The sequence below is a fragment of the Nocardioides pelophilus genome (assembly GCF_014180685.1).
In the GTDB taxonomy this organism is placed as follows: Bacteria; Actinomycetota; Actinomycetes; order Propionibacteriales; family Nocardioidaceae; genus Nocardioides; species Nocardioides pelophilus.
Window position 1 is genome coordinate 1 of record NZ_JACEHF010000051.1, and the last position, 22532, is coordinate 22532.

Sequence of the window (22532 nt, forward strand, 5' to 3'; positions counted from 1 at the left end):
ACGGCGTGTCGGACTTCATCGGCGGCCTCGCATCGCGTCGTACGACGCCGTGGCCGGTCGCGCTCCTCGCCGGCCTCGGCGGCCTGGTCGGTGCCTCCGCCCTCGCGCTCGTCGTCAGCGGCGACCCGACGACGGCCGACCTCGCCTGGGGCGCCCTGTCGGGCCTCGGCAGCGGCGCCGGGAGCGTCTTCCTCTACCGCGGTCTGGCGACCGGCCGGATGGGTGTGGTGGCGCCGGTGTCGGCGGTCGGCGCGGCCGTCGTACCCGTCATCGTCGGCGTCGCGACCGGAGAACGGCCCTCGGCGCTGATCATGATCGGCATCGCGCTCGCCCTGCCCGGCATCTGGTTCGTCGCCCGCGGTCCCGAGGCCAGCCTCGACCCGACGGCCCCTGAGCCCGCTCCGGGTGCGGCGGCGAGCGGGTTGGTCGACGGCGCCCTGGCCGGTCTCGGCTTCGGCCTGCTGTTCGTGGCGCTGGGCCAGGTGCCGGACGGCGCCGGGTTCTGGCCGCTCGCGGCCGGACAGGCGGCCGCCCTGGTGACGATCTGCCTGATCGCGACCGTGCTCCGGGCCGCCTGGCTGCCCACCGCGGCGACGGAGTGGTGGGGCGCCGTGGCCGGTCTGGTCGCCACCGGAGCGGTGCTCCTGTTCCTGCTGGCCAGCCAGACCGACCTGCTCACGGTCGCTGCGGTGCTGACCTCGCTCTACCCCGCGTTCACGATCCTGCTCGCCGCAGCGGTGCTGCACGAGCGGATCTATCGCGCCCAGGCTGCCGGGCTCGCCCTGTGCGGGGTGGCGGTCGCCTTCGTTGCCGCCGGCTGACCGGCCGAGCGCGCCGCGAGACACGCTCAGCCGGCTGGCTGCTCAGCCTTGGATCTGCACGGCCGAGCAGGTGGTACAGAGGATCTCGCGGACCTCGACGCCGCAGTCGGTCTCGATGTTGACCAGCTGCCAGGCGTGCACGTGCGCCTCGCGGGACGGCGCTACCAGCGCCCCCGCCAGGCGGGGTACGGTCACCGCACCGGTCGGTCGTCGGTGTGGTGCACGACCTCGTCCCGCCGACGCCACGGCGGCGCGTAGAGCAGGGAGATCGCGATGGCCAGCACGCCCGCGAGGATCAGGATCAGTCCCAACGCCCCGTCGTCGACGAAGTTCAGGTCGACGGTGATGACGTCGAGCGCGAGAACGAGCCCGAGCACGAGCAGAACGATGCCTAGTCCGATGTACATGTCTCAGAGGTGCCCGAACCGGGCTGGTTCATACTCCCCCACTGCCGCCGGGGCGCGATCAGCTCACTTCGCCCAGGCGACGCCGTCGAGGGTGGTGAAGTCGATGGCGTCCTGGAACACGTCGTCGTAGTCGGCCTGGAGGTAGCCGGTGGGGTCGATGACGATCCGGCCGGGTTTCGCCGCCGCCAGGCTGGTGGCCACGTAGACGTACGTCGAGGGCCGGACCGCCGCCGGCAGCCGGGCGAAGGACGTGGTGGATCCGTCCTTCACGGCGCCGCGGAGGTGGATGATGCCGTGCCCGTCGATCGCCCAGGCCGGCGGTCGCAGGGCGCCGTTGGCGTTCGTCCAGCCGTTGATCAGGGTGAAGTTGTGCCACTGCAACGGGGCGACGTCCGCCGCCGCGATGGTGCCGTTCTTGATGTCGACGCCGGTGACGGACTCGTTGACGATCTTGCCCCCGACGACGCTGTCGGCGGCGAGCTTGGGCTGGGTCACGGCGCCGTTGGCGATGTCGCCGGTGGTCACCAGCTCGGCAGCCATGCTCGGCACAGGTGAGAGCGCGAGGACGCCGAGGAGCGCGCCGTACGCGACGACGTGACGGCGCAGGTGGCCGAGGAAGCGGTGCGGGGACTGCTGCGGCGTGAGCTGGGGCATGAGCGGGAGCCTTTCGTCGGCACGCCCCGAGGACCAGCACGCTGCTGGAGCGGTGCCGTCCACTATGAACCGCGACGTCGCCCCCGGCGGCAGGTTCGCCGACATTTGTCCTGGTCGCTCCAAGCGACCAGGCGCGCTCCTCGCCGGGGCGCCGGAGCTCAGTCCAGGTAGTCGCGCAGGACCTGGGAGCGGCTCGGGTGCCGCAGCTTCGACATCGTCTTCGACTCGATCTGGCGAATCCGCTCGCGGGTCACGCCGTAGACCTTGCCGATCTCGTCGAGCGTCTTCGGCTGGCCGTCGGTCAGCCCGAAGCGCATCGAGACCACGCCGGCCTCGCGCTCGGAGAGCGTGTCGAGCACGGCGTGCAGCTGCTCCTGGAGGAGCGTGAAGCTGACCGCGTCGGCCGGGACGATCGCCTCGGAGTCCTCGATCAGGTCGCCGAACTCGGAGTCGCCGTCCTCACCCAGAGGGGTGTGGAGCGAGATCGGCTCGCGGCCGTACTTCTGGACCTCGACGACCTTCTCGGGCGTCATGTCGAGCTCCTTGGCGAGCTCCTCGGGCGTGGGCTCGCGACCCAGGTCCTGCAGCATCTGCCGCTGGACCCGCGCGAGCTTGTTGATGACCTCGACCATGTGGACCGGGATCCGGATGGTGCGGGCCTGGTCGGCCATAGCGCGGGTGATCGCCTGCCGGATCCACCAGGTCGCGTAGGTCGAGAACTTGTAGCCCTTGGTGTAGTCGAACTTCTCGACCGCACGGATGAGACCGAGGTTGCCCTCCTGGATCAGGTCCAGGAACAGCATGCCGCGGCCGGTGTAGCGCTTGGCCAGCGACACCACGAGCCGCAGGTTGGCCTCGAGCAGGTGGTTCTTGGCGCGGCGGCCGTCCTCGGCGATCCACTCGAGCTCGTCGAGCAGCTTCGCGGAGATCTTGCCGCCCTTGGCGAGCTTCTCGTCGGCGAAGAGGCCGGCCTCGATCCGCTTGGCGAGCTCGACCTCCATCTCCGCGTTGAGCAGCGGGACCTTGCCGATCTGCTTGAGGTAGTCCTTGACCGGGTCGGCGGTGGCACCGGCGACCATGACCTGCTGGGCCGGCTCGTCGGTCTCGTCGGCCGAGGAGACGATGAAGGACGCGTCCTTCTCGTCCTCCTCGATCGTCGGGTCGGTCTTGACGTCCTTCTCGAACTGCTCGTCGGGCAGGTCGGGCAGGATCTTCTTGCCGTCGGGCCCGACGACCGGCACCACGACATCGACCTCGGTGTCGGCCTCGGCCTTCCCGGCCGGAGCGGCCTTCTTGGCGGCCGCCTTCTTGGCCGGAGCCGCTGCCGTCTTGGCGGCCGGGGCGGCCTTCTTGGCCGGAGCGGCCTTCTTGGCAGGCTCCTCCGCCTTGGCGGGAGCCTTCTTCGCCGGAGCGGCCTTCTTCGCCGGCTCGGCCTTCTTCGTCGTGCTGGCGGTGGCTGAGGCCTTGCGGGTGCTCGTCGCCGCCACGGCGCGATCGGTCACGGGCATCGCGACCGTGATGCCGAGACCGGACAGGTGGCCCAGGAACGACTTCAGGTGGGGCGCGGCGACGTCGGCATCGGCGCACGCCTGCCGGACTTCCTCGGGACTCACGCTGCCCAGCGGTGTGGCCCGTTCAACGAGGGCGACGATGGAAGGGTGCGCGAGCACCGCAGCGGGGACCTTGCGTGCGTTCGACGACACGAACACCTCTCGATACGGCAGTGAACCTGGCAGTAGGGCGCGGCCCATCCCGGAGGCGTCAAGACCGCAGTGGCCATTCTGCCACGGTGGTGGGCGACGCCCGCACCCCGGGCGGCCTAGCCGCTGGCGAGCGCGCGGAACCGCGCGACCTGGGCGGTCCGTTCGGCGAGGCGCTGGTCGTCGAGGCTCCGCGCCGGTGCCTCCCGGAGCAGCGCCTTCGTCGCGGTGACCGCGCCGTGCGGGTGGGCCGTGAGCGCGGTGACCGTCGCGGCGAGCGCGGCGTCGAGCTCGCTCGGGGGTACGACGACCTGGGCCAGGCCGATCTCCCCCGCCTCTGCGCCTGAGACCACTCGCGCGGAGGCGCAGATCTCGAGCGCCCGGGAGTAGCCGACCGCCTCAACCAGGGGCTTGGTGCCGACCAGGTCGGGCACCAGCCCGAGGGCGGGCTCCTTCATGCAGAACCGGGCGTCCTCGGCCGCGATCCGCAGGTCGCAGCACAGCGCGAGCTGGAACCCGGCGCCGATCGCGTGGCCCTCGACCACCGCGACGGTGATGAACCGCGGGTCCGCGAGCAGCGCGAACGGACGCTGGTAGATCCCGATCCGGTCGATGATCGCCTGGTCGTCCAGCTCGAGGACGGCGATGAAGTTGCCGTCCTCGTCGGGTCGCGCCGGGTCGAGCAGCCCGAGGTCGAGCCCGGCGGAGAACGTGCCTCCGGCGCCACGCAGCACGACCACCCGGACCTCGGGTCCGAGCTCCTCGAGGATCCGCGCGATGCCCGCCCACATCCGCGGGCGTTGCGCGTTGCGTGCCCCGGGCCGGTTCAGGGTGATCGTCGCGACGGCGCCGTCCAGGTCGAGCAGCAGGTCGGCGTGCTCCAGGTCCTCAGGTGTCATGCCCCATTGTCCCGTGCGGTGTCCGTCGCCGTGTCTCGCGTCAGCACGAAGACGTACGGCGAGGACCCGCGCAGGTCCATCACGCCGAGCAGCGTGTCGGCGTCGACCCGCCGGAACACGTCGATGATCGGCAGGTGGTCGTAGACCATCGCGGCGCTCACGACACCCCGGTACTCGACGGCGCGCAGCCGGGCACGGTGCTTCGACGTACGGATCGCAGGCTTCAGGACGCCCACGGCGGCGTGCGCGCGGGAGACGACGGCCGACGGGACCCGCGGCACGATGCCGAGCGGGACCTTCCGCGGCTCGACCGCGAAGATGTCGCCACCGCGGCTGCGGAAGAGCAGCGGGTGCACGTGGTCGGCGTCGTCGAACTGCTTGCCGTACCAGCCGGAGGCCTCGAGCAGCCCGTCCATCGAATGACCCGTCAGGAGCTCGCGGCCCCGGTAGCGGCCGCGGATCTCGTCGCAGCCGACCGCGGGCAGCGAGTCGAAGAACGCCAGCGCGGTCGCGGGGTCGGTCCCGCGCTCGAGCAGCGCCAGCTCGGCGGCAGCGTTCCTCTGGGGGGTCTTGGTGTTCTTGGCCATCATCTTCTTTCTCGTCGTGGTCAGGCGGGAAGGCGCAGCGCGCCGGGTGCGGTGGCGGGGACGACGGGCTGCTTGGGCGCGACCGCCGCGATCCGCTCGTACGAGGCGCCGAGCGGCGGACGGGCGTCCTGCTCCCCCTTGTTGGGCCAGAACGCCATCGCCCGCTCCGCCTGGGCGGTGATGGTGAGCGACGGGTTGACGCCGAGGTTGGCGGTGATCGCGCTCCCGTCGGCGACGTGCAGGCCGGGGTGGCCGTAGACGCGCTGGTAGGGGTCGATCACGCCGGTGTCGCGCGAGTCGCCGATGGTGCAGCCGCCGATGTAGTGCGCCGTCGCCGGGATGTTGAAGATGTCGGTCCCGATGTTGCCGGTCACCCCGTCGGTCTTGCCGGCGTACTCCCGGGCGATGTCGTGGGCCAGCGGGATCCAGTCGGGGTTGGGCTCGCCGGTGCCCTGCTTGGTCACCAGCCGGCCGCCCTTGCGGAACGACGTCAGCGAGTTGTCGAGCGACTGCATCACCAGCAGGATCACCGACCGCTCGGAGGCACCGCGCACGTTCATGGTCTTCAACGAGGCCACGGGGTGGAGCAGGAAGGTGAGGAGCAGCCGGAGGAAGCGGAACGCGCCGCCGTCGACCATCGGCACGGTCTGCAGGAAGAGGGAGTTCTGCCCCTTGCCGTAGGTGCAGACCTCGACGTGCGTCTGGGGCTCGGGGTGGATCGACGAGGTGATCGCGACGCCCTGCGCGAAGTCCGAACGGCTGTCGCTCGTCACCCCGATGATCGCCTCGGAGTTGCTGCGGGTCAGCTCACCCAGGCGGGGCGAGAGCTGGGGCAGGGTGCCCTCGTCGCGCAGCCGGTGCAGCAGCTTCTGGGTGCCGAGCGCGGCGGCCGCGAAGACGACCTGCTCGGCGGTGAAGGTACGACGCCCCTTCCGCAGCTTGCCGTTGGAGCGCTCGGTCTCGATCACATAGCCCTTGCCGGCGGCGTGGTTCGGCTCGACCGAGGTCACGGTGGTCAGCGGGTGCACCTCGGCGCCGTTCTGCTCGGCGAGGTAGAGGTAGTTGGTCGTCGTCGTGTTCTTGGCGTTGTGCTTGCAGCCGGTGAAGCACTCCGAGCAGTGGATGCAGCCGGCCCTGCGGGGACCGGCGCCGCCGAAGTACGGATCGGCGACCTCCTCGCCCTCGTTGCCCTCGTTGAAGAACACGCCGACCTGCGTCTTGTGGAACGTGTCGGCGACGCCGCGGTCCTGCGCCACCTGTAGCAGCAGGTCGTCCTTGGGGCCCGTGCGCGGGTTCTCGACGACGCCGAGCATCCGCTTCGCCTGGTCGTAGTACGGCGCCAGCTCGTCCTGCCAGTCGGTGATGTGGGCCCACGCGCGGTCGGTGTAGAAGGCCGGCAGCGGCTCGTACAGGGTGTTGCCGTAGATCAGCGACCCACCGCCGACACCGGCACCGCTGAACACGAGGCACTTGCCGAGCGCGCTGATCCGCTGCGGCCCGGTGAGCCCGAGCCGCGGCGCCCAGATGGACTTGCGGACGTTCCAGTTGGTCTTCGGGAAGTCCTCGGCGTCCCACCGGCGGCCGGCCTCGAGCACCCCGACCCGGTAGCCCTTCTCGGTGAGCCGGAGCGCGGTCACGCTCCCGCCGAAGCCGGAGCCGACGACGATCACGTCGTAGTCGTAGGTCATCGCGAAACCACCTCGTAGTCAGCAGGGTCGAACTTCGCCTGCGCCTTGTACTGGGCCCCGAGCAGGGGCCAGTTCGTCGTGATCCGGCCTTCGGCGTTGCGGTACCAGGACGAGCAGAGGCTCCACACGCTCTCAGAGAGGTGGGCCTGGATGCGGTCGTCGTAGTCCTGCTCGACCTCCGGGCGGACGGCCAGCTGGCGGCCCGTGGCCGCCAGGTGCGCGACGTACTCCCCGAGGTACTTCGCCTGCGCCTCGAGGAAGTAGATGATCGAGCCACCACCGGTGTTGGTGTTGGGGCCGTACATGATGAACAGGTTCGGGAAGTGCGGCACGGTCATCCCGTAGTAGGCCCGCGCGCCGCCGCGCCAGTCGTCCTGCAGGTCCCGGCCGTCTCCGCCCTTGATCGACATCGGGGCCAGGAACTCCGTCGCCTTGAACCCGGTGCCCCAGATGATGACGTCGGCCTCGTGCTCCTTGCCGTCGGCGGTGAGCACGCCGGTGGGCGTGATCGAGCTGATCGCGTCGGTGACGAGGTCGACGTTCGGCTGCGTGAGCGCCGGCACGTAGTCGCTGGAGAACAGGATCCGCTTGCAGCCGATCTGGTAGTTCGGCCAGATCTTCTCGAAGAGCCCGGGCTTCGCCCCGGCCTGCTTGCGCATGTGACGCCGGGAGACCGCCTTGATCACCCGGGTCAGCGCCTTGGAGTAGACCCACGCCACGCTGAGCCCCTCGGTGACGCCGTACCAGGCGCCGCGCTCGACGAGCAGCGTCGCCGGCACCTTCTCGAAGACCGTGTGGTGGTGGCGCGAGAACTCCCGGTCGAACCGTGGGATGAGGTACGGCGGAGTCCGCTGGAAGACCGTCATCTGCCCGACCTCGGGCTGGATGGCCGGCACGAACTGGATCGCGCTCGCACCGGTGCCGATCACGGCGACCCGCTTGCCGGCCAGGTCGACGCCGTGGTCCCACTCCGCGGAGTGGAAGCTGGCGCCGGCGAACGTCTCCGCTCCCTCGATGGCCGGGTAGGACGGCCGCGACAGCTGCCCGACCGCGGAGACCAGCACGTCGACGACGACCGGCTCCTGGTCGCTCAGCTCGACGGTCCACTTGCCCTCGTCGGCGTCGAACGACGCACCGAGGACCTCGGTGCCGAACCGGATGTGCCGCATGACGTCGTACTTCTCGGCGACGTGCTTGATGTACTCGAGGATCACCGGTTGGCGCGAGAAGCGGTGGGGCCACACGGTGTAGGGCTCGAAGGAGTAGGAGTAGAAGGGCGACGGGACGTCACAGGCCGCGCCCGGATAGGTGTTGTCGCGCCAGGTCCCGCCGATGTCGTCGGCCTTCTCGAACACGACGATGTCGTCGAAGCCCTGCTTCTTCAGCTCGATCACGGCGGCGAGGCCGCCGAACCCGGTGCCGATCACGGCGATGGACGGTTTCATCGGTTGCCTTTCACCGGGCGTGGACCCAGCGGATCAGCCGGGGCAGAAGACGGACGACCCAGGCCTTGCGGCCGAAGGTCAGCAGGTTGATGGGGGCGGGGAACCGCTGCGTGGCCACGGCGCGGGTGCGGGTGAACTCGCGGAGGCCCTCCGGTCCGTGGATCCGGCCGAACCCGCTCTCACCGCGGCCGCCCAGCGGCATCGCGGCCATGCCGGCGAAGCCGAGCACCGAGTTGACCGAGATCTGGCTGGTGTCGAGGCGGGCCACGACCTCGTCGGCGTGGTCGCGGGAGAAGACCGCGCCGGCCAGGCCGAACGGCGTGTCGTTGGCGAGCTTCACCGCCTCGTCGAGCGACTCGACCGTCGTGACCGTGAGCGTCGGTCCGAACGTCTCCTCCTGGACCGCGGACGACGTGTGCGGCGGGTCGAGGATGACCACCGGCTCGATGTAGCGGTCGCCGACGCTCTCACGGCCGCCGACGACCGCCGTGCCGCCGCCGGCCAGCGCGTCGTCGACGTGGCGCCGGACGATCTCGATCTGGCTGGGCATCGTCATCGGCCCGTACGACGCCGCCTTGTCCGAGCCCGGACGGATCTCCGACACCCGCGCGGTGAGCTCCTCGAGGAACGCGTCGCGCACCGGGCGCTCGACGTAGACCCGCTCGATCCCGACGCAGGTCTGGCCGCTGTTGCCCATCGCACCGAACGCGATCGCGTCGGCCGCGCGAGCCAGGTCGGCGTCGGCTGCGACGATCGCCGCGTCCTTGCCGCCGAGCTCCATCACCACGGGGACCAGCGACTCGGCACACGCAGCCATCACCTTGCGGCCGGTGCCGGCCGACCCGGTGAAGGCCAGCTTGTCGACGCCGGACCGGCACAGCGCGGCGCCGGTGTCGCCGTACCCGGTGACGAGCGAGAGCACTCCCTCGGGCGCTTCCGGGTTGGCGGTGGCGAACGCGTCGACGTACCAGCGGGCGATGGCCGGGGTGAACTCGCTGGGCTTGAAGACCACCGTGTTGCCCGCGGCCAGCGCGGTGGCGATCGAGCCGTTCGGGGTGAAGACCGGGTAGTTCCAGGGGCCGATCACGCCGACGACGCCGAACGGCACGTGCTCGATCCGGGCGGAGAAGTTGGAGAGCAGCAGGCCCGGGCGCCGCTTCTCCGGTCGCAGGACGCGGCCGGCCTGCTTGGCGTTCCAGTCGATGTGCTCGAGCGCGAGCATCAGCTCGAGCCGGGCGTCGGTGAGCGGCTTGCCGTTCTCGCGGTGCATGAGCTGGACCAGGTCCTCGCTGTGCTTCGCGAGGTAGCGCTTCCAGCTCAGCAGGGCGGCGCGGCGGCCGTCGTACCCCTGGTCGCGCCACCACGGCGCGGCGTTGCGCGCCCGGGCGACGATCGCCTGGACGTCGGCGGCGCTGTGCACGTCGAAGGTGGCGACGACCTCGTCGGTGGCCGGGTCGGTGCTGACCAGCTGTGCGGTCATCGGGTCTCCTTGCGGGTTGCTGCGTCCGTGAGCACGAGTCGGGCGCACGCCTCGGGGTCGTCGTTGAAGGGGAGGTGGCCGCAGCCGGCCAGGTCGACGTGGCGGGCGAACGGCAGCACCTCGCGGGCGCGGGCGCTCTGGGTGCGATGGGTGAGGACGACGTCGCGGGTGCCCCACGCGATCGTCACCGGGATGTCGGTCAGTGCGCCCGGGTCGTCGTCGGGGGTGAGGAAGTAGCGGCCGAAGTCGTGGCGCGCCGACTCGAACGCCTGCGCGGCAGCGAGGGCGGCCAGGTCGGCCCGAGCCGACTCGGGAGCGACCCGGGTCGGGTGGCCGAACATGTTGCTCAGCAGCGCGGCCCGGCCGGCGGGGTGGTCGAGCATCCGGCCCAGCACCGGTCCGCTCGTCCGCGCCCCGACCCGGAGCGCGGTGAGCAGGGCCTGCGTCCACCGGAGGCCCGGCGCCTGCCAGAAGCCGACCGGCGAGAACGCGGTCACGGCCGACGCCACGCCCCGGCGTCCGAGCTCGAGCCCGACGCCGCCGCCCATCGAGCTGCCGACGAGGTGCGGACGCTCGATGCCGTTGTCGGCGAGCCAGCCGGCCAGCCACTCGGCGTACCCGCGTGGCCCGGGTCGGACGCCGCCCTGGAGCGGCGTCGCGCCGAAGCCGGGCAGGTCGATCGCGATCGTCTCGTGCTCCTCGGCGAGCCGGTCGAGGATCGGCTCGAAGCACTGCCAGCGGCTGCCGATGCCGTGCACCAGCACGATCGGGGTGCCGGCACCGCGGCGGTCCATGCTGATCAACGCTGACCTCCTGATCGATGGTCGACCGGAGGCAGCTCGATGTCGAGTGCCAGCTGGTCGACGGCGAGGGACGAGCAGTGGCGCACGAACTCCTCGCGCGACGTGTGACGCACTCCTTCGCTCCACGCGAGGAAGAGCGCGAAGATCGCGGCCGAGATGCCGAGCATCGTCCATGCGTTCGCCGGGTCGCGCAGCTCCTCGGCGCGCGCGGGGGCGATCTCGTCCAGGACGGTCAGCAGGAAGTCGGGCATCGCCGCCTGCGACCGGGGTCGCAGGGTGTCGTCGGCAGCCGACTCGCGGAACAGGATCCGACCGATCCGCGGGTCGTCCTCGACGACCGCCACGGCGGTCTCGAACCCGGCGAGCATCGCCGCGGACACGTCCTTGCCCTCCGCGGCCGCCGCGACGGCTGAGAGGATCGGCTGGCGGATCCGCAGCACGGTCTCGTCGTAGACCGCCTCGAGCAGCTCGTCGCGGGTGGCGAAGACGTCGTAGAAGTAGCGCGGCCCGACCGATGCCTCCCGGCACGCGGCCCGCATGGTCAGCGCCGCGACGCCCTGGGTGCCGACCAGCTCGATGCCCGCCTCGACCAGGCGCTGCCGTCGGTCGGCCTCACGCGCGTCGGGCGTCTGGCCGTGCCAGAGGCGACCCGAGGTGGTCGAGCCGTCGGCAGCGGCCGTCGTGACGGTGGTCATAGGACCACCATACGGGAATCATGCGATTCCCGGAAGCACCTGATTCCTGGTTTTTACCCGGCGGCCGCTCGAGCCGCGGCCTTCATCTCCTTCTTGTGGTCCCGGACCTTCTGCAGCGAAACCGGGTCGACCACGTCGGCGACCGACCGGTAGCCGTCGAGCGCGTAGTCCCCCGCGACCGCCTCCCACCCGTCCGGGCGTACGTCGAGCTGCTTGGCCACCAGCGCGACGAAGATCTTGACCTTCTGGGCCCCGAACCCCGGCAGCGCCTTGACCCGCTTCGCCAGGTCCTTGCCGTCGGTGGCTTCGGTCCAGATCCGGGACGCGTCGCCGTCGTACTCCTCGACGACGATGCGGGCCAGCTCCTGCAGCCGGGTCGCCATCGCCCCCGGGTAGCGGTGGATCGCCGGAGTCGTCGACGCCATCGCGGCGAACTCCTGCGGGTCCGCCGCCGCGATCGCCGCCGGGTCGAACGAGCCGAACCGGCTGACGACCTTCTGGGGACCGAGGAAGGCGTGCTCCATGGGGTACTGCTGGTCGAGCATCATCCCGACCAGGAGCGCGAACGGGTTGTCGGTCAGCAGCTGGTCCGCGGCGGGGTCGTCGGTGATGTGGATGGCCATGGGGCAATCTTGCCCGACCGCGGGGGCGCCCCCGCTGCCGCAGGAGCCGCACCCCGCTCGCTGGGCGCTGTGACCGCTGTAACTCGGTGTTAGGTGCGCTCCGCGGGGGTTCCGACCGCTCCCCAGGCGCTGTGACCTGTAACAGCACTGAGGAAGCGGACCCAACACCGAGGAAGCGCCCGCCCGCAGGACGGCCCGGACTCGCCCCAGCTCTCCCGCTGCCCGCGATAGCGTCGGCCGGCATGGGCGACGTCTCAGTGCTCCTGGCCGCGGCGCTCGGGGCAGGAATGGTGGCGAGCGTGCTGAGGCTCCCGCCGCTCGTCGGGTTCCTCACCGCCGGCTTCGCGCTGAATGCGGCCGGCGTCGAGGCTCCACAGCTGCTCGACGTCGTCGCCGACCTCGGCGTCACCTTGCTGCTGTTCGGGATCGGGCTCAAGCTCGACGTCCGCGTGCTCGTCCGGCGGGAGGTGTGGCTCACGGCGATCAGCCACATGGGCGTGACGTCGGTCGTCGCGGCCGGATACCTCGGTGTCATCGGGGTCCTGGGCGTCGGGCTCCTGGCCGACCAGGAATGGCGGACGCTGCTGCTCGTCGGCTTCGCTCTCTCCTTCTCCAGCACGGTCTTCGTCGTCAAGATGCTCGACGACCGCGGCACCACGACGTCACTCAGCGGGCGCTCCGCGATCGGGGTCCTGGTCGTCCAGGACCTCGCGGCCGTGGTGTTCCTCGCGGTCACCCACGACGACCCGCCGAGCCCGTGGGCGGCCGGCCTCGTGCTGCTGGTGCCGGCGGCGTTCATGGTCCGCCCGTTGCTCGCCCGCCTGGGCCACGCGGAGCTGCGCCCGTTGTTCGGGCTGGTCGCCGCCCTGGTGCCCGGGTACGCGCTCTTCGAGGCGGTCGGGCTCAAGGGCGACCTCGGAGCGCTGCTGATCGGCGTGCTCCTGGCGCCCCACCCGGGCTCCGCGGACCTGAGCAAGAGCCTGTTCTCCGTGAAGGAGCTGCTCCTGGTCGGGTTCTTCCTCTCGATCGGGTTCACCGGGCTGCCGGACGTCGAGCACCTCGTGATCGCCGCACTGCTCCTGCTCCTGCTCCCCCTCAAGCTGTTCGGATTCGCGGTCCTGATGTGGGCCCACGGCCTGCGGCGGCGGACGTCCCTGCGCACCGCGACGATCCTCGGCAACTACTCCGAGTTCGGACTGATCGTCGCCGTCGCAGCGGGGTCTCGGCTCGGCGACGACTGGCTCGCCGTCCTGGCGACCACCGTGGCGGCCAGCTTCTTGGTGTCGGCCGTCGTCGGCCGCAACCCGGACGCCTTCGTCGAGCTCGCCCGGCGACTGCTGCCGGACCGCCCGCCCGAACGCATGCACGCCGACGACCGCCCGATCGACGTGGGCGACGCCCAAGCCGTCGTGCTCGGGATGGGACGGGTCGGCCGGGCGGCCTACGAGCGGCTCAGCAGCGAGTACGGCCTTCGCGTCGTCGGAGTCGAGTCACTGCCCTCGCGCCAGGCCAAGCTCGAGGACGACGGTCTCAACGTCGTCCTGGGGGACGCGACCGATCCCGAGTTCTGGGCCCGCATGCACCCGCACCACGTCGAGCTGGCCGTGCTCGCGATGCCGTTCCACAACAGCAACATCATCGCGCTCCGGAAGCTCGAGGAGAGCGAGTTCGGCGGCACGGTCGCGCTTGTCGCGCAGTACGACGAGGACCTGCAGGAGGCTCGCGAGCTCGGAGCGCACACCGGGTTCCAGCTCTACGACGGGGTCGGCGCCGAGCTCGCGGACCGCGGCGCGGCCGAGGCCGGACTGCGCCGTCGTCGCGACGGATGAGCCGCCCGAGCCTGGGGCCGGCAACCGCCGAGGCGACGAGTCAGGAGACGGCGGCGCCCTCGAAGCGGTAGTCGTCGAGGTCGAACCGGCTGCTCGTCCACATCGTCTCGAGCGTGGGTGACGGCCGGAACGGCACGTCGCCGTTGGCGTCGAAGTAGTAGCTGTTGGCGGTGGTGCACGACGGCTGGAAGAACACCTGGTGCCGCCGCCGTCCGAGCACCTGCTCGAAGTAGCGGGCGTTGGCCTCGGGCGTGACCTCGACCCGGGTCGCGCCGGTACGGCGGGCGCGGCGCAGGCAGCGGACGATGTGGGCCATCTGGGTCTCGATGAGGTTGAAGTACGACGACCCGTTGTAGCCGTAGGGCCCCAGGATCGCGAAGAAGTTCGGGAAGCCCGGGACGCTGACTCCCTGGTAGGCCTGGAACCGGTGCTCCTCCCACCACGACTCGAGGTCCACTCCCCCGGCGCCGGTGACCGTGAACGCCGGCATGTTGCCCTTCTCGAACACCTTGAAGCCGGTCGCCAGGACGAGTACGTCGACGTCGTGGTCGGTCCCGTCGGCCGTGCGCACGCCGGTCGGCGTGATCCGTTCGATCGACGCGGTCTCGAGCCGCACGTTCGTGCGGTTGAAGGCCTGGAGGTAGGTGTTCGAGAAGCTCGGCCGCTTGCAGCCGAGCGCGTACCTCGGCGTCAGCTTCTCGCGGACCTCGGGATCCCGGACCGCCCGCCGCAGGTGGGCGTGGCCGAGCCGCTCACCGACACCGGCGACCGGCAGCAGGTTGTGGAAGTGGGCGGCCAGGGGGAAGGTCAGCTCGACGAAGGTCTGGCTGGCCAGCCGGGTCGCCGCCCTGGCCCCCGGCAGCCGCAGCGCGGCCCGGGCGGGCAGGCGCAGCCGGGTGTCGAGCTTCGGGAGGCACCAGATCGGCGTGCGCTGGAAGACGGTCAGGTGGGCGACGTGGCGCGCGATCGACGGGATCACCTGCACCGCCGAGGCTCCGGTGCCGATGATCGCCACCCGCTTCCCGGCGAGATCGACCGTGTGGTCCCACCGGGCGGTGTGCATGACGGTGCCGTCGAACTCGTCGACACCGGGGATCGCCGGCGGCTTCGGCTGGGTCAGCACGCCCGTCGCGCCGACGACGTAGCGCGCGGTGATCGTGTCCCCGTCCGCGGTGCCGAGCCGCCAGAGGTCGCCGTCCTCGTCGAACGCCGCGGACACGATCCGCGTGCTGAGCCGGGTCCGCCGGCGCACGTCGTACTTGTCGACGCAGTGCTCGGCGTAGGCCTTCAGCTCGCGACCCGGGGCGTAGACCCGCGTCCAGTCGGCCATCTGCTCGAAGGAGAACTGGTAGCTGAACGACGGGATGTCGACGGCGACACCCGGGTAGGTGTTCCAGTGCCACGCCCCACCGACGCCGTCGCCCTCCTCGATCACGAGGTAGTCGTCGAAGCCGGCCTTGTCGAGCATGATCGCGGCACCGATGCCGGAGAACCCGCCGCCGATGATCGCGACCTGGTGGTCGGGGGTGATGGTCATGCGGTGCGTTCCTCTCGAAGGACTCGGCAGTCGACCTCGACGTCGGCTCCCAGGATGACGACGTCGACGCGGTGCTCGACGCCCTCGGCGCTCCGGACGCCGTGCTCCACGATCGCGTAGACGGGCCAGGTGTACAGCTTGCAGCCCGGCTGCTGGAGCGCGGCGTAGAACCCCGGGCGTACGACGACGCCGGGCTGGTCGCCGAACGGCGTGAGCTGCCGGCGCAGCCACTGGTCGCGGACGGACAGCCGGAGGTGGAGGCGAGCCGCGCGCCGCCGGATCGGTCCCGCCGGCAGCGGGACCCGCGTGGGGAGCACCCAGGCCGGGGAGCGTTGGAAGACCTTCACACTGGTCGCCGTCCTGACGACATGGGGCACGATCCGGGCCGCCTCCTCGGCGGAGGCGACGACCGCGACCCGCTGACCGGCGAAGCCGCGCGACCGCCAGGCGTCGTCGCGGAGCAGGTCCCCGCGGAAGCCGCTCGTCATCAGGAGGCGACCGGCTCGTGGGTGACCTCGTCGACCCAGGCCTGCGGCCGACCGAGGAGCCGGGCCGGCACGAGGCCGGTGATCCTCACCAGCGGGTCGGCCAGCAGCCGGTGGTAGGGGTGCGCCCGGTTCACGACCATGGCGGCCTGCGAGCGCAGCACGTGATAGGCGGGGATCCGACGGGTGTGGTCGCCGCGCGAGCCGATCGTGTTGAAGCGTTTCACCGCGTTGTAGAGCTTCTGCTCCGGCAGCCCCATCGCCACGATGTTGTCGCGCATCTTGTTGATCAGCGGCACGAAGACCACGATCAGCCCGAGCACCACCTGCGGCTTGAGGTTGCTGGCCGACTCGATGAGCAGCTTGTGCAGCGGCCCGGCCCCGATGAGCTCGAGCACCTGGAAGTCCACGGTGATGTGGCGGGCCTCGTCGGAGTTGATGTGCCGGAAGACCTGGTGGCAGACCGGGTCCTCGACCTCGTCGAGGAGGAACTTCACCAGCGCGCCGTCGAGCGCGCACTCCAGCAGCGGGATCAGCGTCGCGAGCCCGGTGAGCGGGAGCGAGTCGCCGAACGTGTCGAGGGTCTTGATCGCCAGCTTCACGTTGATGTTGGGCTCGGGGACCGCGCCGTCCTCGTCGAGCATCCCCCAGCGCTTCATCAGCGCGAGCTCGGCGTTGGCGTGCTTCTGCTCCTCGGCGTGGAAGTACTCGTAGATCTCCTTGATCACCGGGGTCGGCGCCATCGTCGCGAGGGAGGCGAAGCCGCGGGCACCGACGTGCTCGATCCACATCAGGTCGGCCATGAACGGTTGCAGCTTCGCGCGCAGCTCGTCGGTCATCGTCTCGGCGCCGGGGGCGTCCCAGTCGATGTCGGCGAGCGACCACTGCCTGTCCTTGATCGTCTGCAGCATGCCGTCGAAGTCGTAGGTCATGGCGTCCTCCTCGGTGCGGTCGGGCATCAGTCGACAGGGTCGGGTTCGGGCGCGAACCGGCCGACGAGGCCGGCAGCCCGGGCGTACGGCGCGGGCGCCAGCCGCTTGAGCCGCCACAGCGCCTTGGCGTCCAGCTGCGGCATCACGTAGAGGCGGCCGCGGTCGTGGGCGTCAAGGGTCTGCCGGGCCACCCGCTCGGGCGAGAAGCCGGCGAACCCCGCGATCCGCCGCGCCACCTGGGCCGAGGCCGGGTCGATGAGCTCGCCGCCGAAGATGTTGGTGCGGACGAACGTCGGGCAGAGCACGGTCACGGCCACGCCCGAGCCGGCCAGCTCGGCAGCCAGCGTCTCGGACAGGCTGACCACGCCGGCCTTGCTCACGTTGTAGGCCGCCATCCGTGGTGCCGCGGTGAACCCGGCGGCCGAGGCCACGTTGATGATCCCGCCGCGACCGCGCGCCCGGAGCTGGGGCACGAACACGTGACAGCCGTGGATCACGCCCCAGAGGTTGACCCCGAGCGTGCGCTGCCAGTCGCCGAGCGGAGCGTCGCCGACGGGCAGGCCGCCTGCGCCGATGCCGGCGTTGTTGACGACCAGGCTCGGGGTCCGCCCGAGCCACGCCTCCGCGGTGTGGGACAGCTGACGCACCTGCCCCTCGACGGCGACGTCGCAGGCGACCGCGAGCGCCTCGCCGCCGGCCTGCTCGATCAGAACCACGGTCTCCTTCGCCGTGGCCTCGTCGAGGTCGGCGCAGACCACCCTGCCGCCGCGCCTCGCCAGCTCCAGGGCGAACGCCCGCCCGATGCCGCTGCCCGCCCCGGTGACGACCGCGTCGGCCCGAGCGGTACGCCGGCTCATGCTTCCTTCAGGAGCTGGAAGGAGCCGCGCCGCTCGGCGGCCTCGAGCTCGGCGACCACGAAGTCCGCGGCCCGAGCGAGCGCAGCCCCCGCCTCCGGCACCAACCGGGGAAACGCCTGGAAGACGTGCATCTGACCCGGCCAGATCTCCAGCTCGCACCGGCCGCCGGACTCACCGAGTGACCGGGCCAGCTCCTCGGCGTCGGCGGCCATCATCTCGCGGCCGCCGGCCTGGACCAGGGTGGCCGGAAAGGATCCGGCACCCTCGAAGGAGAACGTCATCCGGGGCGCTGCCCGGTCCTCGTCGACGAAGTAGAGGTCGAGCAGCCGTTGGGCCCGCGCCGCCGACGTCATCGGGTCCCGGCGTACTCGTTCCCGGCCGGCCGCGAGCTCGAAGGTCGGGTCGAACAGCGGCGAGAAGAGCGCCAGGGCGGCCGGCGGCGGCGCCCCCTCCTGGATCAGCTGGAGGGTCAGGTCGACCGACAGGTGGCCACCGGCCGAGTCGCCGGCGAGGACGATCCGGCCCGGGTCGTGGCCCTCGGCGATCAGCCACTCGTAGGCGGCGCGCACGTCGTCGGCCGCCGACGGGAACCGGTGCCGGGGAGCCAGCCGGTAGTCACAGGAGAACACCGGCAGCCCGGTCGCGTGCGAGAGCCGGGTGGTGATGCCGCGGTGGGTGCGCGCCGAGCAGATCGCGTAGCCGCTGCCGTGGACGTAGAGGATCACGGCGTCGTCGCGGTGTGCCCGCGGACCGCGGACCCACTCGCCGCGCACCGACGGGCCCCGGCGGGTGGTGCGGTCCACGGGGACGATCCGGCTCCCGGACAGGCCCGGGCCGAGGAGGGCCATGCTGGTCGCGGCGATCCGCCTGGTCACGAGCACCCCCGCCCGGTTGGCCGGGATGACGCTGGTGAGGGGCCGGAAGGTCAGGGAGGTGACCCCGGCGGCCGCGTGGCTCCGCAGGGAGGCGCGGGCCGGCGGTGTTTTCTGCTGGCGCATGCCCTCAGATTGCATCTGATGGCACCTGCCGTCAAGATGTAGCCGTGGAACCGTCGCGGGTCACCCCCAGGAGGTACGGCGGCAAGAGCGCCGAGCAGCGCCGCGCCGAGCGGCGTGCCGTGCTGGTCGAGTCCGCCCTCGAGATCTGGCAGGAGCAGGGCTGGGCCGCCGTCACGATGCGCGGCGTCTGTGCGCAAGCCGGCCTCACCGACCGCTACTTCTACGAGAGCTTCGCCGACCGGGACGCCCTGCTGGGCACGGTCTGGGACCAGATGCGCGACCAGACGCTCGCCATGCTCATCGACGCGATCGACGCGGTGGCCGACCGGGGCGCACTGGAACAGCTGCGCGCCGCCTTGGACGCCGTCGTGCACCACATCGCCGACGAGCCCGCCCGCGCCCAGATCATCTTCGGCGACCACTCCGGCAGCGCGGTGCTCGAGCAGCGCCGGCGCGACACGGTGCAGATGGCCACCGAGCTGATGATGGGGATGGCGCGCCCGTTCCTGCGCGAGGGTGCCGACGAGCGGGCGCTGCGCATCAACGTGCTGCTCGGCATCGGCGGCTTCGTCGAGCTGATGCTGGCGTGGCGGTCCGGGCTCGTCGAGGCCACCACCGACCAGATCGTCGACCACCTCGCCGACGTGGGCACCGCCCTGAGCGGCCGGTTCCTGGAGCCCGCGTCCTAGAGCCCGCGTCCTGGAAGCCCGCGTCCTAGAAGCCCGCGTCCTAGAAGCCCGCGTCCGAGGCCTGCCAGCCGAACGCGACCGCGCCGCCGACGATCAGGCAGAACCACAGCGGGTAGGACAGCCCGCCGATCCAGACCAGGCGCTTCGGGTGCGGCGTCCACCACGCGCAGCACAGCACGAACATCGCCAGCCAGATCAGGAGCATGACGACCACGCCCCACCAGGGCGCGACCAGGCCGCTGGCGGCGTACAGGAAGAACGACGAGACGATCAGGATCATCCCGAGCCACGGCGTGAAGGAGACCTCGCCCCGGGGGCCGTCGGCGACCGGCTTGATCCGGCGCCGACGCTGCATCGCGGCCAACGCCTACTTGTCCTCGACGTCGTCGTTCCAGACGGGGTCCTCGTCCCACGCCTCGGTGCGCTCGGCTGCCTTCTCGAGCGCGCGCGCGGCCTCGGCCTCGGACTCGTACGGACCGAGCCGGTCCTTGTTCGGACAACCCTCCTCGGTCTCCACGACGTGGTGCGCGAGGCAGAACCAGTAGGCCATGCCCCGAACCTACCGCCCGCCGCGTGCAACATGCGTGTTACGTGACGTGGGTAGGGTCCGCCCATGGGCGCAGGAAGCGGGCCGATGTGACCACGATGTTCGAGGGCTACGGCTCGACCGGCGGCGACAGCACGGCCTACGACGAGATGTTCGACGGCGACCAGCTGCGTTCGCCGTACCTCCGGCTGCGCGACTCGCTCGACACCATGACCACTCCCGAGCTGGTCGCCCGGGTGGAGTCGCTTCAGGCCGGCTACCTCAACCAGGGCGTCACCTTCGACATCGGCGGCGAGGAGCGGGCGATGCCGCTCGACATCCTGCCGCGGGTCATCGAGATGGACACCTGGTCGGTGATCGAGCGGGGCGTGCAGCAGCGGGTGCGGGCACTCGAGCGGTTCCTCGCCGACGTGTACGACGCCGGCCACGTCTTCGACGACGGGGTCGTCCCGCGCCGGGTGATCACCACGTCGTCCCACTTCCACCGTGAGGCCGCCAACGTGCGCCCGCCGAACGGGGTGCGGGTCCACGTCTCGGGCATCGACCTGATCCGCGACGACAGCGGCGAGTTCCGGGTGCTCGAGGACAACGTGCGGGTGCCGTCCGGGGTCTCCTACGTGATGACCAACCGGCGCGCGATCTCCACGGCGCTCCCCGAGACCACCGCCCAGCACCGGATCCGTCCGGTCGCTGGCTATCCGCAGCGGCTGCTGGCCGCCCTGCGCGCGGCCGCGCCGGCGGGCGTGACCGACCCGACGGTCGTCGTGCTCACGCCGGGTGTCTACAACGGCGCCTACTTCGAGCACGCCCTGCTCGCGCGGACGATGGGCGTCGAGCTGGTCGAGGGTCGCGACCTCGTGTGCCGCCGCGGCGAGGTGATGATGCGCACCACGAAGGGGCTGGCGCCGGTGCACGTCATCTACCGCCGGATCGACGACGAGTACCTCGACCCGGTGCACTTCCGGGCCGACTCGATGCTCGGCTGTCCCGGGATGATCGACGCTGCGCGTGCAGGAAACGTCACCCTCGCCAACGCGGTCGGCAACGGGGTCGCCGACGACAAGCTGGTCTACACCTACCTGCCCGACATCATCCGCTACTACCTCGCCGAGGAGCCCCTGCTCCGCAACGTCGACACCTGGCGGCTGGGCGAGCCCGAGGCGCGGGAGGAGGTGCTCGACCGTCTCGACGAGCTGGTGCTCAAGCCGGTCGACGGCTCGGGCGGCAAGGGCATCGTGATCGGGCCGCAGGCGACGCCCGCCGAGCTCGACGACCTGCGCGCCAAGGTGCTCGAGGACCCCCGGTCGTGGATCGCGCAGCCGGTCGTCCAGCTGTCCACCGTGCCGACGTTCGTCGACGGCGAGCTCGGACCCCGTCACGTCGACCTGCGGCCGTTCGCCGTCAACGACGGTGAGCGGGTGTGGGTGCTGCCCGGCGGGTTGACCCGGGTCGCTCTCGGCAAGGGCGAGCTGATCGTGAACTCCTCCCGCGGCGGCGGCACCAAGGACACCTGGGTGCTGGCCGGCCCGGTCGGGCAGGTCAGCGGGCATGTCAGCGGGCAGGCCAGCACCCAGGCCAGCAGCCAGCTCCAGGGAGGCACCGCCTGATGTTGAGCCGGATCGCCGAGTCGATGTTCTGGATCGGCCGCTACGTCGAGCGGGCCGAGGACACCGCGCGGCTCCTCGACGTCCAGACCCAGGTGATCCTCGAGGACGCCAACGTCGACGAGGCCCAGACCTGTCGCGACCTGCTCCTGATCATGGGGATCGAACCCGACGACGGCGCCACGGACCTCGGCATCGACGTCACGGCCGCGGTCGACATGGACCAGGTGCTGCGGCTCCTGGCCTACGACACGCTCTCCCCGGTCTCGATCGCCGCCGCGATCGGCGCCGCGCGGGAGAGCGCGCGGCGGGCGCGGGAGATCCTCTCGGTACCGCTGTGGGAGGTCATCAACACCACCTACCTCTCGATCCCCTCGGGGCGCTTCGACGGGATGCGTCCGCCGTACGTCTTCCAGTGGGTGCGCGAACGGGCGGCGCTGATCAACGGCACCGCCGACGCGACGATGACCCGCGACGAGGGCTGGCAGTTCCTGATGCTGGGTCGGTGCATCGAACGGGCCGACATGACCTCGCGGCTGATCGCCGCGACGTCGCTCGCGAGCGGGAGCGTCTCCCAGTGGGCCGGCACCCTGCGGGCGTGCGGCGCCTACGAGGCGTTCCTGCGCACGTACCGCGGCCGCGAGACGGAGCGCGCCGCGGCGGAGTTCCTGCTCCTCGACCGGCTCTTCCCCCGATCAGTGGTGTTCGCGCTCAACCGGGCCGAGCAGTGCCTCGACGAGATGGAGCCCGGCAGCACCCGCGCGGGCTTCCGCGACGAGGCGCACCGGCTCCTCGGCCGCACCCGGACCGAGCTGGAGTACCGCTCGCTCGCCGATGTCGTGGCCGACCTGCCCGAGGAGATGGAGCAGCTGCAGCGCACCTGCGCGGCGGCGACCGTCGCGATCAGCCGCAAGTACTTCGCCGGCGCGGAGGCCGTGGCGTGGAAGGGGGTCCGCCAGTGAGCATGCAGCTGCGGGTCGTGCACACGACCGAGTTCGAGTACGACGGGCTCGCCGCCGCGTCGTACAACCAGGCACGGATGACGCCGGTGACCTCGCCGGGCCAGATCGTCGTCCACTCCCGGCTCGACGTGCACCCCAAGCCGTGGACCTCGGAGTACCGCGACTACTTCGGCAGCCACGTGATCGCGTTCGAGGTGCTCGACCCGCACGACGCGATGTCGGTGGTGGCGACGTCGACGGTCCAGGTCGACCGCGGCCCGGCGGCCGCGCCGACCACCCCGTGGGAGGCG

The 22532-nt window shown here is 71.3% G+C and carries 25 protein-coding genes; 6 read left to right on the forward strand and 19 right to left on the reverse strand.

Translation table 11 applies throughout. The annotated features are described in order from the left end of the window. The coding region (locus H0488_RS10685) for an EamA family transporter (RefSeq protein ID WP_183099258.1) at window positions 1-821 on the forward strand (821 nt) is incomplete at its 5' end. Window positions 822-863: 42 nt separating this feature from the next. Here H0488_RS10685 and H0488_RS10690 read toward each other — a convergent pair. The 12 genes from H0488_RS10690 to H0488_RS10745 form a co-directional block, all read right to left on the reverse strand. Continuing rightward, a complete protein-coding gene (locus H0488_RS10690; protein WP_183099259.1) occupies window positions 864-1016 on the reverse strand; it encodes a hypothetical protein in 153 nt (50 codons plus the stop codon). Continuing rightward, window positions 1013-1228 carry a DUF6458 family protein gene (locus tag H0488_RS10695; RefSeq protein ID WP_183099260.1) on the reverse strand — a complete coding sequence of 72 codons (216 nt, stop codon included), beginning with the start codon at window positions 1226-1228 and terminating at the stop codon, window positions 1013-1015. Before H0488_RS10695 ends, H0488_RS10690 begins: the two co-directional genes overlap by 4 nt. A 63-nt stretch (window positions 1229-1291) precedes the next feature. Continuing rightward, on the reverse strand, window positions 1292-1882 hold the full coding sequence (locus H0488_RS10700) for a hypothetical protein (protein WP_183099261.1): 591 nt from the start codon (window positions 1880-1882) through the stop codon (window positions 1292-1294). A 158-nt stretch (window positions 1883-2040) separates the two neighbouring features. Beyond that, complete coding sequence (locus H0488_RS10705; protein ID WP_246371841.1) at window positions 2041-3633, reverse strand: RNA polymerase sigma factor; 1593 nt, start codon at window positions 3631-3633, stop codon at window positions 2041-2043. Between the two features lie 68 nt (window positions 3634-3701). Further along, window positions 3702-4481, reverse strand: coding sequence for an enoyl-CoA hydratase/isomerase family protein (locus tag H0488_RS10710; protein ID WP_183099262.1), 780 nt, complete (start codon window positions 4479-4481; stop codon window positions 3702-3704). Beyond that, entirely contained in the window at window positions 4478-5071 is a 594-nt protein-coding gene (locus tag H0488_RS10715) for a DUF4334 domain-containing protein (RefSeq protein ID WP_220794453.1), read from the reverse strand. Before H0488_RS10715 ends, H0488_RS10710 begins: the two co-directional genes overlap by 4 nt. Window positions 5072-5088: 17 nt before the next feature. Then, window positions 5089-6756: a GMC oxidoreductase gene (locus tag H0488_RS10720; RefSeq protein WP_183099263.1), complete on the reverse strand. Its 1668-nt coding sequence runs from the start codon at window positions 6754-6756 to the stop codon at window positions 5089-5091. Beyond that, the gene (locus tag H0488_RS10725) at window positions 6753-8201 is read right to left on the reverse strand and encodes a flavin-containing monooxygenase (protein ID WP_183099264.1); all 1449 of its coding nucleotides are present in this window, start codon (window positions 8199-8201) and stop codon (window positions 6753-6755) included. Before H0488_RS10725 ends, H0488_RS10720 begins: the two co-directional genes overlap by 4 nt. Before the next feature lie 10 nt (window positions 8202-8211). Next, a complete protein-coding gene (locus H0488_RS10730) occupies window positions 8212-9681 on the reverse strand; it encodes an aldehyde dehydrogenase family protein (protein WP_183099265.1) in 1470 nt (489 codons plus the stop codon). After that, a complete protein-coding gene (locus H0488_RS10735; protein ID WP_183099266.1) occupies window positions 9678-10475 on the reverse strand; it encodes an alpha/beta fold hydrolase in 798 nt (265 codons plus the stop codon). Before H0488_RS10735 ends, H0488_RS10730 begins: the two co-directional genes overlap by 4 nt. A 5-nt stretch (window positions 10476-10480) precedes the next feature. Next, window positions 10481-11179 (reverse strand): TetR/AcrR family transcriptional regulator, encoded by a 699-nt coding sequence (locus tag H0488_RS10740; protein ID WP_183099267.1) that lies wholly within the window; start codon window positions 11177-11179, stop codon window positions 10481-10483. Window positions 11180-11232: 53 nt separating this feature from the next. Then, entirely contained in the window at window positions 11233-11802 is a 570-nt protein-coding gene (locus H0488_RS10745) for an HhH-GPD-type base excision DNA repair protein (RefSeq protein ID WP_183099268.1), read from the reverse strand. Window positions 11803-12044: 242 nt separating this feature from the next. On the opposite strand from H0488_RS10745, the gene H0488_RS10750 reads away from it, so the two are divergent. Then, the gene (locus H0488_RS10750) at window positions 12045-13631 is read left to right on the forward strand and encodes a cation:proton antiporter domain-containing protein (RefSeq protein WP_183099269.1); all 1587 of its coding nucleotides are present in this window, start codon (window positions 12045-12047) and stop codon (window positions 13629-13631) included. Between the two features lie 40 nt (window positions 13632-13671). On the opposite strand, the gene H0488_RS10755 is transcribed toward H0488_RS10750, so the two are convergent. From H0488_RS10755 to H0488_RS10775, 5 genes are read right to left on the reverse strand one after another with little or no spacing between them, the layout of a single operon-like run. After that, window positions 13672-15168 (reverse strand): flavin-containing monooxygenase, encoded by a 1497-nt coding sequence (locus H0488_RS10755; RefSeq protein ID WP_183099270.1) that lies wholly within the window; start codon window positions 15166-15168, stop codon window positions 13672-13674. Continuing rightward, a complete protein-coding gene (locus H0488_RS10760) occupies window positions 15165-15656 on the reverse strand; it encodes an NAD(P)/FAD-dependent oxidoreductase (protein WP_183099271.1) in 492 nt (163 codons plus the stop codon). The genes H0488_RS10755 and H0488_RS10760 overlap by 4 nt, the downstream gene beginning before the upstream one ends. After that, window positions 15656-16612: a ferritin-like domain-containing protein gene (locus tag H0488_RS10765; protein WP_246371843.1), complete on the reverse strand. Its 957-nt coding sequence runs from the start codon at window positions 16610-16612 to the stop codon at window positions 15656-15658. Before H0488_RS10765 ends, H0488_RS10760 begins: the two co-directional genes overlap by 1 nt. Then, window positions 16612-17442 (reverse strand): SDR family NAD(P)-dependent oxidoreductase, encoded by an 831-nt coding sequence (locus tag H0488_RS10770; protein WP_183099272.1) that lies wholly within the window; start codon window positions 17440-17442, stop codon window positions 16612-16614. Before H0488_RS10770 ends, H0488_RS10765 begins: the two co-directional genes overlap by 1 nt. Further along, window positions 17439-18440, reverse strand: a complete 1002-nt coding sequence (locus tag H0488_RS10775; RefSeq protein ID WP_183099273.1) for an alpha/beta hydrolase — start codon at window positions 18438-18440, stop codon at window positions 17439-17441. The genes H0488_RS10770 and H0488_RS10775 overlap by 4 nt, the downstream gene beginning before the upstream one ends. Window positions 18441-18484: 44 nt before the next feature. On the opposite strand from H0488_RS10775, the gene H0488_RS10780 reads away from it, so the two are divergent. Next, window positions 18485-19129 carry a TetR/AcrR family transcriptional regulator gene (locus H0488_RS10780; RefSeq protein ID WP_183099274.1) on the forward strand — a complete coding sequence of 215 codons (645 nt, stop codon included), beginning with the start codon at window positions 18485-18487 and terminating at the stop codon, window positions 19127-19129. Between the two features lie 40 nt (window positions 19130-19169). Here the strand turns inward: H0488_RS10780 and H0488_RS10785 are convergent, their stop codons facing one another. Continuing rightward, on the reverse strand, window positions 19170-19484 hold the full coding sequence (locus tag H0488_RS10785; protein WP_183099275.1) for a hypothetical protein: 315 nt from the start codon (window positions 19482-19484) through the stop codon (window positions 19170-19172). A 12-nt stretch (window positions 19485-19496) separates the two neighbouring features. Continuing rightward, complete coding sequence (locus H0488_RS10790; RefSeq protein WP_183099276.1) at window positions 19497-19679, reverse strand: hypothetical protein; 183 nt, start codon at window positions 19677-19679, stop codon at window positions 19497-19499. 95 nt (window positions 19680-19774) lie between these two features. Between H0488_RS10790 and H0488_RS10795 the strand changes: the two genes are divergently transcribed. From H0488_RS10795 to H0488_RS10805, 3 genes are all read left to right on the forward strand, one after another. Further along, window positions 19775-21283: a circularly permuted type 2 ATP-grasp protein gene (locus tag H0488_RS10795; RefSeq protein ID WP_183099281.1), complete on the forward strand. Its 1509-nt coding sequence runs from the start codon at window positions 19775-19777 to the stop codon at window positions 21281-21283. Continuing rightward, entirely contained in the window at window positions 21283-22242 is a 960-nt protein-coding gene (locus H0488_RS10800) for an alpha-E domain-containing protein (RefSeq protein ID WP_183099277.1), read from the forward strand. Before H0488_RS10795 ends, H0488_RS10800 begins: the two co-directional genes overlap by 1 nt. 2 nt (window positions 22243-22244) lie before the next feature. Next, on the forward strand, window positions 22245-22532 hold a 288-nt coding region (locus H0488_RS10805), incomplete at its 3' end, for a transglutaminase N-terminal domain-containing protein (RefSeq protein ID WP_281369591.1).

Coding starts and splice junctions, on each gene's coding strand:
- H0488_RS10695 (WP_183099260.1), bottom strand. CDS start 1,228: ATGTACATCGGACTAGGCATCGTTCTGCTCGTGCTCGGGCTCGTTCTC.
- H0488_RS10700 (WP_183099261.1), bottom strand. CDS start 1,882: ATGCCCCAGCTCACGCCGCAGCAGTCCCCGCACCGCTTCCTCGGCCAC.
- H0488_RS10705 (WP_246371841.1), bottom strand. CDS start 3,633: ATGGGCCGCGCCCTACTGCCAGGTTCACTGCCGTATCGAGAGGTGTTC.
- H0488_RS10710 (WP_183099262.1), bottom strand. CDS start 4,481: ATGACACCTGAGGACCTGGAGCACGCCGACCTGCTGCTCGACCTGGAC.
- H0488_RS10715 (WP_220794453.1), bottom strand. CDS start 5,071: ATGATGGCCAAGAACACCAAGACCCCCCAGAGGAACGCTGCCGCCGAG.
- H0488_RS10720 (WP_183099263.1), bottom strand. CDS start 6,756: ATGACCTACGACTACGACGTGATCGTCGTCGGCTCCGGCTTCGGCGGG.
- H0488_RS10725 (WP_183099264.1), bottom strand. CDS start 8,201: ATGAAACCGTCCATCGCCGTGATCGGCACCGGGTTCGGCGGCCTCGCC.
- H0488_RS10730 (WP_183099265.1), bottom strand. CDS start 9,681: ATGACCGCACAGCTGGTCAGCACCGACCCGGCCACCGACGAGGTCGTC.
- H0488_RS10735 (WP_183099266.1), bottom strand. CDS start 10,475: ATGGACCGCCGCGGTGCCGGCACCCCGATCGTGCTGGTGCACGGCATC.
- H0488_RS10740 (WP_183099267.1), bottom strand. CDS start 11,179: ATGACCACCGTCACGACGGCCGCTGCCGACGGCTCGACCACCTCGGGT.
- H0488_RS10745 (WP_183099268.1), bottom strand. CDS start 11,802: ATGGCCATCCACATCACCGACGACCCCGCCGCGGACCAGCTGCTGACC.
- H0488_RS10750 (WP_183099269.1), top strand. CDS start 12,045: ATGGGCGACGTCTCAGTGCTCCTGGCCGCGGCGCTCGGGGCAGGAATG.
- H0488_RS10755 (WP_183099270.1), bottom strand. CDS start 15,168: ATGACCATCACCCCCGACCACCAGGTCGCGATCATCGGCGGCGGGTTC.
- H0488_RS10760 (WP_183099271.1), bottom strand. CDS start 15,656: ATGACGAGCGGCTTCCGCGGGGACCTGCTCCGCGACGACGCCTGGCGG.
- H0488_RS10765 (WP_246371843.1), bottom strand. CDS start 16,612: ATGCCCGACCGCACCGAGGAGGACGCCATGACCTACGACTTCGACGGC.
- H0488_RS10770 (WP_183099272.1), bottom strand. CDS start 17,442: ATGAGCCGGCGTACCGCTCGGGCCGACGCGGTCGTCACCGGGGCGGGC.
- H0488_RS10775 (WP_183099273.1), bottom strand. CDS start 18,440: ATGCGCCAGCAGAAAACACCGCCGGCCCGCGCCTCCCTGCGGAGCCAC.
- H0488_RS10785 (WP_183099275.1), bottom strand. CDS start 19,484: ATGCAGCGTCGGCGCCGGATCAAGCCGGTCGCCGACGGCCCCCGGGGC.
- H0488_RS10790 (WP_183099276.1), bottom strand. CDS start 19,679: ATGGCCTACTGGTTCTGCCTCGCGCACCACGTCGTGGAGACCGAGGAG.
- H0488_RS10795 (WP_183099281.1), top strand. CDS start 19,775: ATGTTCGAGGGCTACGGCTCGACCGGCGGCGACAGCACGGCCTACGAC.
- H0488_RS10800 (WP_183099277.1), top strand. CDS start 21,283: ATGTTGAGCCGGATCGCCGAGTCGATGTTCTGGATCGGCCGCTACGTC.